The following is a 12,407-nucleotide window of genomic DNA, read 5'->3' on the forward strand; positions in this document are numbered from 1 at the left end:
GCGCCGAAATCGTGAGTCGCTAGGCGGGCTCCGGCGCAACTAGACTCGCCGCGATGACTCGAGCGGCTGATCCTCCGTCGGCCGCGTCCGCCCCCGACGAGTCGCCCGAGGCCTCCGACGCGGTGCAGGCGCGGCTGCGCGAGCACGCGCGCGCCGCCGAGCGGGCCAACCAGCTGCGGCGGGCGGCCGAGGAGGCCGCGGCGGCCCAGGCCGCGGACCGGCTGGCGGCAGAAGAGGCCGCCGAACGGGCCGCGCGGGCGCGCCAGGAGGCCGACGAGCTGGCCACGCACCACGCCGCGGCCGCGCGCGAGGCGCACGAGGCCCGCGCGGAGCTGGAGCGCGCCAGCGCCGAGCTGGCCGAGGGTCGGCGTACGGCGGAGGAGGCGGCCGAGCAGCACGCCCGCGCCCGGGAGGCCGCCGAGGCGGCGGCCACCGCGCAGGCGCAGGCGCGGGCCCAGGCGGAGGAGGCGGCGGCGACCGCGGCCGAGGCCCGGCTGGTCGCGGAGCAGGCCGCGCACGAGGCGAGCACGGCGCGCGCGGGCGTCGAGGAGCGGGCCCTGGAGCAGCACGAGGTCGCGGAGACCGCCCTGCGGGCGCGGGCCGAGGCCGAGGAGCAGGCCCGGCAGCACGCCGCGAGCGCGGCCCGGGCCTTCCGTGACCGACGGGCGTCCGAGACGCGGCTCGCGGAGCTGGCGGCCGAGTTCGAGACCGTGCGCGCCCAGGCCCTCGAGGAGGCGCAGGTCTCCGCGCTGGCCCGCGAGCGCGCCGAGGCCGCCGCCCGCCAGCAGGCCGAGCTGCGGGAGCAGGCCGAGCGGGCCACCGCCGAGCACGCCGAGGCCCGGCAGATCGCCGACGAGGCCGCGACCCGGCACGCCGACCACGCCGCCCTCGCGCACCAGGCGCGGATGGCCGCCGAGGAGAGCGCCCGCGACCTGGTGGCCTCGGCCGAGGAGACCGCGCGGGCGGTCGTCACCGAGGCCGAGCAGCGGGCGCGCGCGACCATCGCCCGAGCCGAGAAGCAGGCGGGCGACGCGCTGCGGCTGGCCGAGTCGCTGACCGCACAGACCCGCGAGGCGGCGCAGGCCGCGCTCGAGCACGGCCAGGCGGCGGCGGAGGCCTCCGCCTCGGCCACCCAGGCGCACGAGGCCGCGCGCGGCCGGGCCGAGGAGGCCGAGCAGGCGCTGGCCGCCCGGCTCGCGGCCGAGACGACCGCCGCGCAGGCCGCTGAGGCCAGGGCGGAGGCCGAGGAGTCGGCCCGCGAGCACGCCGACCGCGCGACGGCGGCCGGCGAGGCGGCCCGGGGCGCCGAGGAGGCGTACGCCGCCAGGGCGGCCGCCGAGACCGCCGCCGCCGAGGCCGCCCAGGCCCGGGCCGCGGCCGAGGACCAGGCCCGCGAGCACGCCGAGCAGGCCACCGCCGCGGGCCAGGCCGCACAGGCCGCGCGCGAAGCGGCGGACGCCGCGGCCGAGCACGCCGGGGAGGCCGCGCGCGCCCACGCGGCCCGCACGGAGGCCGAGACCCTGGCCCGCGAGGCGCTCGAGGCCCGCACCGGAGCGGACACCGCGGCCGGCGCGGCCGCCCAGCGCGCCGAGGAGGCGTACGCCGCGAGGGCGGCCGCCGAGACCGCCGCCGCCGAGGCCGCCCAGGCCCGGGCCGCGGCCGAGGACCAGGCCCGCGAGCACGCCGAGCAGGCCGCCGCCGCGGGCCAGGCCGCGCAGGCGGCGCGCGAGGCGGCGGACGCCGCGGCCGAGCACGCCGAGGCGCGGGCGGCGGTGGAGGTCCTGGCCCGGGAGGCGCTCGAGGGCCGCACCCGGGCCGACACCGCGGCCGGCGACCACGCCCGGGCCGCGGAGGAGGCCCACCGCGCGCGGACCGAGGCCGAGACCCGGGCGGGCGAGGCGGCCGAGGCGCGCACGGGGGCCGAGGACTCCGCCCGACGGCACGCCGAGTTGGCCAGCCTGGCCGCGCAGGAGGCCCTGGCCGCGCACCAGTCCGCCGAGGCGCGCGCGACCGAGGCGGCCGAGGCCCAGGCCGCTGCGGCCGAGCAGGCCTGGCTGGCGCGGACCGCGCACGAGGGCCGCGCCACCGCCGACGACATCGCCCAGTCCGCGCAGATGAAGCGCACGTCGGCCGAGGAGACCGCGGCGGAGCAGGCCGAGCTCGCCCGCGCGGCGCACGAGGCGCGGGTGGCGGCCGAGCGTGCGGCCGACGAGGCCCAGACGGCCCGGCTGGCCGCCGAGCAGTCGGCCGGCGCGCTCGCGGTCAGCGCCACCGAGGCCGCCGCCTCGGCCCGGGCGGCGCACGAGCAGGCCGCCGCCCGCGCGAGCGAGGCGGCGCAGGCGCAGGCGGCGCGGGCCGAGGCCGAGGCCCGGGCGGCCGAGCACGCCGAGGCCGCGACCACGGCGCACGAGGCCCGCAGCGCCGCCGAGGAGCTCGCGCGCGAGGCCAGCGCGGCCCGCACGCAGGCCGACACCGCCGCCGCCGAGCACGCCACCGCCGCCGAGGCCGCGCACCGGGCCCGCACCGAGGCCGAGGGCCGCACCCGCGAGGCCGACCGGACCGCCCGCGAGAACGCTGAGCGCGCGGCGACGGCCGCGGCCGAGGCGACCCAGGCGCACGAGGCGGCCGCGGCCCGCGCCGGCGAGGCGGCCGAGGCGCTCGCGCACGCGTCCGAGCAGGCCTGGGCCGCCCGGCTGGCCCACGAGGGCCGAGTCACGGCCGAGGACATCGCGCAGTCGGCCCAGCTCAAGCGGCAGCACGCCGAGCAGGCCGGCGCCGAGCAGGCCGACCTGGCCCGCACCGCGCACGAGGCCCGCCTGGTCGCCGAGCGGGCCGCCGACGAGGCCCACGCTCGGCGCCGCGAGGCCGAGGAGGCGGCCGCCGCCCAGTCCTCCGCCGCAACCGAGGCCGCCGAGGCCGAGCAGGCCGCCCACGAGAACGCCTCCGACCACGCCGAGCAGGCCCGGGCCGCCCACGTCGCCCGCACGGCCGCCGAGGAGGCCACCCGCCAGCAGGCCGACGCCGCGCGGGCCGCCCACGACGCCCGCGCCGAGACGGAGGCACGGGCCCGGGAGGCGCACACCGCGCGGATCGAGGCCGAGCGCGCCGCCGAGGAGCAGGCCGCGCGGGCCGCCAAGGCCCACACCGCGCGCACCGAGGCGGAGCAGGCGGCCCAGCAGGCCCATGACGACCGCGCCGACGCCGAGCGCCGGGCCACCGAGCAGGCCGCCCGCACCACCCAGGCGGCGCAGGCCGAGCAGGCGGCCCACGAGGCCGCGGCGGCGCAGGCCGAGGCGGCTCGGGTCGCCCACGACGCCCGCGCGCAGGCCGACCGCGCCGCGGCCGAGCACGCGGAGGCGGCCCGCGCCGGAGCCGAGCGGTACGCCGCGGCCGCCGCCGCCGCCGAGACCGCGCTGCAGGCGCACCACGAGGCGGAGGAGGCCGCGGCCGCGCAGGCCGAGGCCGCCCGGTCCGCGGTCGCCGACCGCACCGCGGCGGAGCAGGTCGCCGCCCTCCAGGCCGAGCAGGCGGCGAGCGCACACGCCGCTCGTTCCCTCGCCGAGGAGGCGGCCGCCACCCACGCCGAGACCGCGCGCCGGGCCGCCGCGGCCGAGGCCGAGGCCCACCAGGCCGCCGAGGCGCGCGCGACCGAGGCGGCCCGGGCGCACGAGGCCCGCACCGCCGCCGAGGGGTACGCCGCGAGCGCGGCGACCGAGGCCGCCACCGCCGCCGAGGCCCGGACCGACGCCGAGCGCACCGCCGAGACCGCCCTGCGCGGCCGGGAGGCCGCCGAGGCCACCGCTCGAGAGCACGCCGACCAGGCGCGCGAGGCCCACGAGGCCCGCACCGCCGCCGAGCAGGCCGCGACGGCCAGCGCGACCAGCGCCGAGGAGGCCCAGCGCGCCCGCGCCGAGGCCGAGGCGCGGACCGGCGACCAGCACGCGCTCACCGCCGTCGCGGCGGCCGCCGAGGCCCACGCCCACGCCACCGCTCAGGAGCACGCCGACCGGGCCCGTGAGGCCCACCAGGCACGCGCCGCCGCCGAGGCGCTGGCCGAGGCCCAGGCCACGGCCGCCACCGAGGCCCACCAGGCCCGGATCGAGGCCGAGCGCGCGGCCAGCGAGGCGCAGGAGGCCCGGCGCACCGCCGAGGAGGCCGCCCGCGCCCAGGCCGAGCGCGCCACGCGGGCCAGCAAGGAGCGGGCCACGGCCGAGTGGCGCACGGCCGAGGCGCTCGCCGACCTCCAGGTGGCCAAGGAGGAGCACTCCCAGGAGCTGCGCGAGGCCGTCGAGGCCCGCATCGCCGCCGAGCGGCGCGCGACCGAGCTGGCCGAGCAGCTGGCCGAGGCCCGCACCCGCCTGCGCGAGCTGGAGGAAGCCGAGGCCTGACGGCCTAGGAGCCGGCCGCGACGGCCAGCAGCGCGTCGGCCAGCTTCTGCCCGGCGAGCAGGTGACCCTCGGCCGTCGGGTGGTCGAAGTCCGGCCCGATCAGCTCGGGGCGGCCCTCGAGCCAGCGCTGGGCGTCGACGTACGGCACACCTTGCTGCTCCGCCGCGGCCCGCAGCGCCCCGATCACCCCGTCGGTGTCGGTGAAGCCGTCCACGGTCGGGTCGAGCGTGCCGACCAGGACGAGCTGCGCCTCCGGGTGCTCGGACGCCGCCTCCTGGAGCACCTCGACCGCCCGCTGCTGGATGAGCGCCGGGTCGTCGTCCTTGTCGTTGCCGCCGCCCTCGATGACCAGCCAGCTGACCGGACCGACGTCGAGGGCACCGCCGCGGATCTGGCCGATGAAGTTCTCCAGGCCGAACTCGGGGTTGCCCGAGACGAACCCGGTCCCGCCGCCGCCCTTGATGACCGGGGCCCAGCCCAGGTCACGGGCGGCGTCGGCGGCCATCGAGTTGTCGGCGGTCGTGGTGCCGCCACCCACGAAGTAGGAGTCGCCGAAGAACAGCGCCCTGGTCCCGGCCGCGGTGGGCAGCGCGGAAGGCGTCGTGGGCGCGCTGGGTGCGGCCGACGCTGAGAGGGTGGGGGCGGACGCGCTGGGCGCGGCCGCGGGGGTCCGGTCGCCGGCCACGGTGCTGCCGGTGTCGCTGCTGGTGTCGCCGCCGCCGCACCCCGCCAGCAGGGTCACCGAGGCTGCGCAGAGCACCGCCGCGGCACGCCTCGAGAGCACGCCTCCGAGCGTAGGGACCGGGTGGTCACGCCCCCCGCTTGGCCAGCGCCTGCGCCAGGCGGTGGCCGAGCTGCTGGTGGCCGGCGTACGTCGGGTGCACGTAGTCCGAGCAGAGCCAGTCGTCGTGGCCCGCGGTCCACTTCTGGTCGTTGACGAAGCGCAGCCCGAGCTTGCGCGAGACCGCCTTCATGGCGTCGCGGATGCCGTCGGTGTCCGACCACGGGCCGTAGGTCTGCATCGGCCCGACCACGATGATCGGCGTGCCCGGGAAGCGCTTCTTGGCGATGAGCAGGACCCGCTTGGTGTTGCGGCGGATCTTGCTCAGCGAGCGGCCGATGTCGTTGGAGCCGCCCTCGACGACCACCAGGTCGACGTCGCCGACGTCGAAGGCGCCCTGCCGGATCTGGGCGAGGTACGGCGGGATGCCGTACTCCGGGTTCGCCGCGACGAACCCCGTCCCGCCGGCGCCGCGGATGACCGGGTCGTAGCCCAGCTCGTAGGAGGCGTTCGCGGCCATGCCGCGGAACTCGTCCGGGCTGCAGCCACCGCCCACGAAGTAGGAGTCGCCGAACCACAGCGCCCGCTTCGAGGCCTTCGCCACGGCCGGAGCGGCCGGGTCCGGCGCGGCGTGCACCGCCGGGACACCGAGCAGCAGCAGCAGGGTGGTGAGGACCGGGACCAGGGCGCGACGCACCTACCCGAGGCTAGTGGCCAGCTCCCGGGCGATCCGACGAACCGCCGAACGCGACGTCCCGGGCACCCCGACGATGTTGAGGAAGGCGTGGATCTGGTCGGGGAAGCGGGTCGCGCGCACCTCGACCCCGGCGGCGCGCAGCTTGTCGGCGTACGCCTCGCCCTCGTCGCGCAGCGGGTCGAAGCCCGCCGTGTGGACCAGGGCCGGCGCCAGCCCGGCCGGGAGCTCGGCGTGGAGCGGGGAGAGCCGCGGCTCGTCGGGCGGCGTGGACCGGGCGTACAGGAGCGTGGCGCGGTCCATGAACTCCTCGGTGAGGTAGAACCCGTGCGCGAACAGCCGCGAGCTGGGCGTGTCGCGCCGCGAGAGCGTGGCCGGGTAGACGAGCAGCTGCACCGCGCACGGCCACCCCGAGCGGGCCGCCTCGATGGCCACGTGCGCGGCCAGGTTGCCGCCGGCCGAGTCGCCGCCCACCCCGAGCCGGGTGAGGTCCGCGCCGACTTCACCCGCGTGCTCGAGGGTCCACCCGTACGCCGCGACCGCGTCGTCGTGCGCAGCCGGGAACGGGTGCTCGGGTCCCTGGCGGTACTCGACGGACAGCACCCTCACGCCCGCCTCGCGGCACAGGAACCGGCAGGCCGCGTCGTGGCTGTCCAGGTCGCCGGCCCAGAAGCCGCCGCCGTGGAAGAACACCAGCAGCGGACCGCGCGCGGGCGCTCCGTCCGGCACGTACAGCCGCGCCGGGAGGTCCGCCACCCGCAGCGACCGGACCTCGCCGACCGGCTGGCGGCCGCCGAGCTCCCAGGCGGTCTCGCGGACCAGCGCGCGGCCCCGCGGCACCGGCACCGTGGCCGGGTCCGGGGCGCGGACCGCCCGCTGCAGCCGTAGCAGCAGCTGTAGGTCGGTGGCCAGGGTGTTGCCGTCCAGGCGCACCGGTCGCCCGGCCAGTCGCCGTTGCGCCGCGGCCGGCAGCGCCGTCACCGCGCGGACGCCGAGCCGCTCCACGTGTGCCCTGGTCCGCATGGACACAGGAGCGTATGACCTAGGTTCGCCGGGTGAGCCAGATGGTGCTGTCGGTGCTGGGCACCCTCGTGGCCGTGCTCGGGCCGGCCCCGGGCCACGCCGATCCGCAGCAGTACGTCGACGACGTGGTGGCCACCTGGCAGGGCGGCCAGCCGGTCTACCTCGATCCCGACAGCGGCGCGATCACCGAGTCGCAGGCCGAGGCGCTGGCCGGCCGCATCGACGGCTGGCGTGACGACGTCTTCGTGGCGGTCCTGCCGGCGGCCGCGGTCCGCCAGGGGCCGGGCGACGACGCCGACGAGGCCTCGGACCTGCTCGACGAGCTCTACGTCGGCATGGGCCAGCAGGACGGCGTCTACCTGGTCAGCTTCAGCGGCGCCGGCACCTACGCCGCGGGGTACGGCGACGCACCCGGCGCCGACGACGTCGGCCGGATCGTGGCCGGGCAGGTCCGTGACCACACCCTCGGCCAGGTCGACCAGACCCTGAACGGCACCCTCGACGAGCTGGGCGCCCCGGGCGGGGACGGCTTCCCGGTGGTGCCGGTGCTGGTCGCGGCGCTGGTCGTCGCGGCCCTGGGCGCGGGCGGGCTCCTGCTGTGGCGTCGCCGCCGCGCGCTCCCCCGCCGACGGGCCTCGGGTGAGAGCGTGGCCGGGCCGGCGGCGTACGCCCCCAGCTTCCCGACCTACGGCGACCAGACCGACACCGTCCAGGAGCGCGCCGCGCTGGCCCGCGAGGACGTGACCCGGCTCGGCGAGGAGCTGGACGCCGCGGACCCGCCGCTGAGCGACCCCGCGGTCGCGGCGCACGTCCAGGCCGCCCTGGACGCCTACGCCGACGCCTCGCGCCGGGTCGATGCGCTCACCACCGACGACGAGCTCCGCGCGCTCGGACAGACCACGGAGTACGCCCGCTGGCAGCTGCACACCGCCCAGGCGCTGCTCGCCGGCACCCCTCCTCCCCCGCGCCGGCTGCCGTGCTTCGTCGACCCCCAGCACGGCCCGTCGGTGGCCGACGTGTCGTGGGCGCCCCCGGGGGGCACGCTCCGGCCGGTACCGGTCTGCCGGGCCTGCTACGAGCGGCTCACCGCCACCTGAGAGGACACGCATGAGGATCAACCTGGCCAAGGTGGTGCCCTGGCTGGGCGTGCTCTTCGTGGGCTTCCTCTGGGTGCTCGCCCAGGGCTCGTCGGGCCAGACCGGCGTCGACGACAGCTACGACTGGACCTACGCCGACACCAGCCGCGCCGACGCCTACCTCGACCAGGCGGCCACCCGGCTCGCCCGGCCCGGGGTGTACGTCGACCCGGCGGTCACCTCGATCAGCGCGGCCGACGCCGCCCGCCTCTCCGACCTCGCGGCCGACACGCCCGGGCCGGTCCGGGTGCTCGTCGTACCGGCCGACGCGCTGCGCGAGCACGACCCGGCCGAGCCCCCGTCGGACTACTACTACGAGACCAACGAGATCGCCTACCCCGACGCGGACCTGCCCGGGCAGCTCTACGACCGGGTCGGCGTGGACGGGACCTACGCCGTGCTCGTCGACGCGTCCTCGTCCTACGACGGCCGGTCGTTCTCGGCGACGCAGTTCTCCGAGGAGCGCCCGTTCTACCGGGTCGAGCAGGCCGTCGACCACGCCGTGGACTGCTGCGCGCCGGACTACGAGGCGATGCTGACGGCGTTCCTGGAGCGGGCCGGCGACGAGCAGACCAACCCGTGGCCCATCGTCGGCTGGATCGTCGGCGGCGCCGGCGCGGCCCTCGGTCTCTTCCTCGGCGGGCGGCGACTGCTGCGCCGGCGCCGGGAGAAGGCCGACGACGCCCAGGTCGCCGACGCCCTGCGGCCGAGCCTGCAGGAGGAGGTCATCGAGCTCGAGACCACGGTCGGCGCGCTGCCGCCGGCGTCCGCCTCGGACCCGCCGGAGATCGCGACGCGCACCCGCACCGTGCTGGACCTGGTCGAGGAGGCCCGGCAGCGGCTCGACGTCACCGACGGCGAGCGGCGGGTCGACACCCCGAGCGAGGTCGAGATGGTGGTGCAGCGCCTCGGCGACGCCCGCTACGAGCTCACCGCCATCGACGCCCTGCGGCACGGCCGGCCGGTGCCGGACAAGACCGCGCCCTGCTTCTTCGACCCGCGGCACGGCCCCAGCGTCGCCGAGGCGGCGTACACCCCCGAGGGCGGCCGCGAGCGCGAGGTGCCCGTCTGCGCCGCCTGCCGCGACCGGCTCGCCGCCGGCGAGGTCCCGCCGACGCGGAGCATCCGCATCGGCGACGTGGTCAGGCCCTACTGGGAGTGGGACCGCTACAGCCGGCCCTACGTCAACGGCTACTGGCGCAACCGCACCTTCCCCGACGCCACCTTCCAGCGGCAGCGCTTCGGCTCGGCCCCTGCCGTCTCGCGGGCGGTGCAGCGCCCGGCGTTCCAGTTCGTGTGGGAGAGCGACGACAACGGCGGCGGCAGCGGCTGGGGCGGCGGCGGTGGCGGGCGCCGCTTCTCGGGGAGCTCCGGGCACCGCAGCTCGTTCGGCGGCGGGTCGTCGCGGCGCTCGTCCTCGCGCTCGAGCGGGTCGCGCCGCTTCTGAGCGACGCGGCACCTGCCGTTCACCGTCCGGTGCCAGACTGCACCCATGACGTTGGACAGCGCCGACCCGGCCGTGGCGAACCGCGGCGACGGCGTCCCCGAGGAGCCCTTCGACGTCGAGCCGCCGTACGTCGTGAGCGACGAGGCGCTGGCCGCGGTGGAGAAGTACGACGACCGCTTCCTCGACCGCGAGCTGTCCTGGCTGCGGCTCAACCAGCGGGTGCTGGAGCTGGCCGAGGACGAGGCCCAGCCGCTGCTCGAGCGGGTGCGGTTCGCGGCCATCTTCACCAGCAACCTCGACGAGTTCTTCATGGTCCGGGTGGCGGGGCTCAAGCGCCGGATCGCGGCGGGGCTGGCGGTGCGGGCGGCGTCCGGGATGATGCCGCGCGAGGTGCTCGAGCGGCTCTGGGAGCGCTCGCGGGTGCTCAGCGAGCGGCACGCGCAGCTGTTCGCCGACGTGCTGGTCCCCGAGCTGCGCGAGGCCGGCATCGAGCTGGTCCGGTGGGCCGACCTCGACCGCGACGAGCAGAAGGTCTGCAAGAAGCTCTTCAAGGACCGGATCTTCCCGGTCCTGACGCCGCTGGCCGTCGACCCGGCGCACCCGTTCCCCTACATCTCCGGGCTCTCGCTCAACCTCGCGGTCACGCTGCGCAACCCCAAGACCGGCAAGGAGCACTTCGCCCGGGTCAAGGTGCCGCCGATCTTCGACCGGTTCGTGCCGCTCGGCAACCAACGGTTCGTGCCGCTGGAGGACGTGATCGGTGAGCACCTCAAGCGGCTGTTCCCCGGCATGGAGATCCTCGAGGTGCACACCTTCCGGGTGACCCGCAACGAGGACCTCGAGGTCGAGGAGGACGACGCCGAGAACATCCTCGCCGCCCTCGAGAAGGAGCTGCTGCGCCGCCGCTTCGGCCCGCCGGTGCGCCTCGAGGTCGAGGAGACCATCTCCCAGGGCGTGCTCGACCTGCTGGTCACCGAGCTCGGGGTCAGCCAGCAGGAGGTGGTCCGGCTGCCCGGGCCGCTGGACCTGCGCGGGCTGCACGGCATCGCCGACCAGAACCGCGAGGAGCTCAAGTACGCCGCCTTCGTGCCGACCACGCACCCGCTGCTGGCCGAGGTCGAGTCGTCCGCGCCGGTGGACGTGTTCAAGGCGACCCGTCGCCACGACGTGCTCCTGCACCACCCCTACGACTCGTTCGCCACCTCGGTGCAGCGCTTCATCGAGCAGGCCGCGGCCGACCCGCACGTGCTGGCCATCAAGCAGACGCTCTACCGGACCTCCGGCGACTCACCGATCATCGACGCCCTCATCGACGCCGCCGAGGCCGGCAAGCAGGTGCTGGTGCTGGTCGAGATCAAGGCCCGCTTCGACGAGGAGGCCAACATCCGCTGGGCCCGCAAGCTGGAGCAGGCGGGCTGCCACGTCGTCTACGGCCAGGTGGGGCTCAAGACCCACTGCAAGCTGGCCCTGGTGGTGCGCGACGAGCCCGAGGGCATCCGCCGCTACACCCACATCGGGACCGGCAACTACAACTCCAAGACCGCGCGGATGTACGAGGACCTCGGGCTGCTCACGACCGACGAGCTGATCGGCGAGGACGTCGCGCACCTGTTCAACAACCTCTCGGGCTTCGCGCGCAACCCGTCCTACGAGCAGCTGCTGGTCGCGCCGGACTCCGTGCGCTCGGGGCTGGTGTCCCGCATCCAGCGCGAGATCGAGCACCACCAGGCCGGTCGCCCGGCGCGGATCCGGATGAAGATGAACTCCCTGGTCGACGAGCGGGTCATCGACACGCTCTACCTCGCGGCCCAGCAGGGCGTCCCGGTCCAGCTGCTGACCCGCGCCATGTGCGCGCTGCGGCCCGGTGTGCCCGGCCTGTCGGAGTCGATCGAGGTCCGCTCGATCCTGGGCCGGTTCCTCGAGCACAGCCGGGTCTACTGGTTCGACAACGGCGGGGAGCCCGAGGCCTGGATCGGCTCGGCGGACATGATGCACCGCAACCTCGACCGTCGCGTCGAGGTGCTGGTGCGGCTCCCGGAGGTCGAGCTGGTCGGCGAGGTCGGGTGGATGCTGGACCTCGCGTTCGCGCCCGACACGGCGGCGTGGGAGCTGCGCAGCGACGGCGACTGGGTGCGCGGCGCGGGCCGCACGGCGTACCAGGAGGCGCTGATCGAGCGCCACCGGCGCCGGCGTACGGGTGGGTGAACAGGCCCTGACTTGCACTCCTCGGCCGGACACCCCCTAGGCTGTTCGGCGGTCCAGAGGCCGGTCCGGCCGAGGGTCGCAACCGGTACCGCCCAACCGCCAGGAGTGAGTCAGTGGCCCTGCGCTTCCGCCCGGTCGACACGTCGTTCTACGACCTGTTCACCGAGTCGGCCCAGCACCTGGTGGTCGGCGCCGCCCTGCTCGCCGAGATGCTCAGCGAGACCGCGGTCCACGCCGACGTCGCGGCACGCATGCGCCAGGCCGAGCACGAGGCCGACGAGACCACCCACGCGCTGTTCAAGCGGGTGAACTCGACCTTCGTCACGCCGTTCGACCGCGAGGACATCTACCGCCTCGGGTCGGGCCTCGACGACGTCATGGACATGATGGACGAGGTCGTCGACCTGATCCTGCTCTACGAGGTCAAGGTCCTGCCCGCCGAGCTGTCCGAGCAGGTCGACGTGCTCCAGCGCTGTGCCGAGCTCACCGCGGCCGCGATGCCGGGGCTGCGCACGCCGGGCAACCTCGAGGAGTTCTGGATCGAGGTCAACCGGCTCGAGAACGCCGGCGACAAGAACCACCGCCGGATCCTGGCCAAGCTGTTCTCGGGTGAGTTCAAGACCATCGAGGTCCTCAAGCTCAAGGACATCGTGGAGGCGCTCGAGGGCGCGATCGACGCCTTCGAGAGCGTCGCGAACATCGTCGAGCAGATCGCCGTCAAGGAGAGCTGAGC

Annotated in this window: 8 protein-coding genes; 5 read left to right on the forward strand and 3 right to left on the reverse strand. The window is 76.8% G+C overall.

The genetic code is table 11. The features are described 5' to 3' along the window. The first annotated feature begins 53 nt into the window (after positions 1–53). Positions 54–4,388: a hypothetical protein gene (locus G5V58_RS19610; RefSeq protein ID WP_165236491.1), complete on the forward strand. Its 4,335-nt coding sequence runs from the start codon at positions 54–56 to the stop codon at positions 4,386–4,388. A gap of 4 nt (positions 4,389–4,392) precedes the next feature. Here G5V58_RS19610 and G5V58_RS19615 read toward each other — a convergent pair whose 3' ends face one another. The 3 genes from G5V58_RS19615 to G5V58_RS19625 are packed head-to-tail and all read right to left on the reverse strand — an operon-like array spanning position 4,393 to position 6,886. Continuing rightward, positions 4,393–5,172 carry an SGNH/GDSL hydrolase family protein gene (locus G5V58_RS19615; RefSeq protein WP_165236493.1) on the reverse strand — a complete coding sequence of 260 codons (780 nt, stop codon included), beginning with the start codon at positions 5,170–5,172 and terminating at the stop codon, positions 4,393–4,395. A gap of 25 nt (positions 5,173–5,197) precedes the next feature. After that, positions 5,198–5,866 carry an SGNH/GDSL hydrolase family protein gene (locus tag G5V58_RS19620; RefSeq protein ID WP_165236495.1) on the reverse strand — a complete coding sequence of 223 codons (669 nt, stop codon included), beginning with the start codon at positions 5,864–5,866 and terminating at the stop codon, positions 5,198–5,200. Next, positions 5,867–6,886: an alpha/beta hydrolase gene (locus G5V58_RS19625; RefSeq protein WP_165236497.1), complete on the reverse strand. Its 1,020-nt coding sequence runs from the start codon at positions 6,884–6,886 to the stop codon at positions 5,867–5,869. It abuts the gene before it with no gap. A gap of 32 nt (positions 6,887–6,918) precedes the next feature. Between G5V58_RS19625 and G5V58_RS19630 the strand changes: the two genes are divergently transcribed. From G5V58_RS19630 to G5V58_RS19645, 4 genes are all read left to right on the forward strand, one after another. After that, a complete protein-coding gene (locus G5V58_RS19630; RefSeq protein WP_165236499.1) occupies positions 6,919–7,983 on the forward strand; it encodes a hypothetical protein in 1,065 nt (354 codons plus the stop codon). A 10-nt stretch (positions 7,984–7,993) separates the two neighbouring features. Further along, complete coding sequence (locus G5V58_RS19635; protein WP_165236501.1) at positions 7,994–9,469, forward strand: hypothetical protein; 1,476 nt, start codon at positions 7,994–7,996, stop codon at positions 9,467–9,469. A 45-nt stretch (positions 9,470–9,514) separates the two neighbouring features. Next, complete coding sequence (locus G5V58_RS19640; protein ID WP_165236503.1) at positions 9,515–11,674, forward strand: RNA degradosome polyphosphate kinase; 2,160 nt, start codon at positions 9,515–9,517, stop codon at positions 11,672–11,674. Positions 11,675–11,787: 113 nt separating this feature from the next. Continuing rightward, on the forward strand, positions 11,788–12,405 hold the full coding sequence (locus G5V58_RS19645; RefSeq protein ID WP_230486768.1) for a DUF47 domain-containing protein: 618 nt from the start codon (positions 11,788–11,790) through the stop codon (positions 12,403–12,405). The last annotated feature ends 2 nt before the right edge of the window (positions 12,406–12,407 follow it).

Origin of the sequence: Nocardioides anomalus, assembly GCF_011046535.1 — a bacterium.
Taxonomy (GTDB): Bacteria; Actinomycetota; Actinomycetes; order Propionibacteriales; family Nocardioidaceae; genus Nocardioides; species Nocardioides anomalus.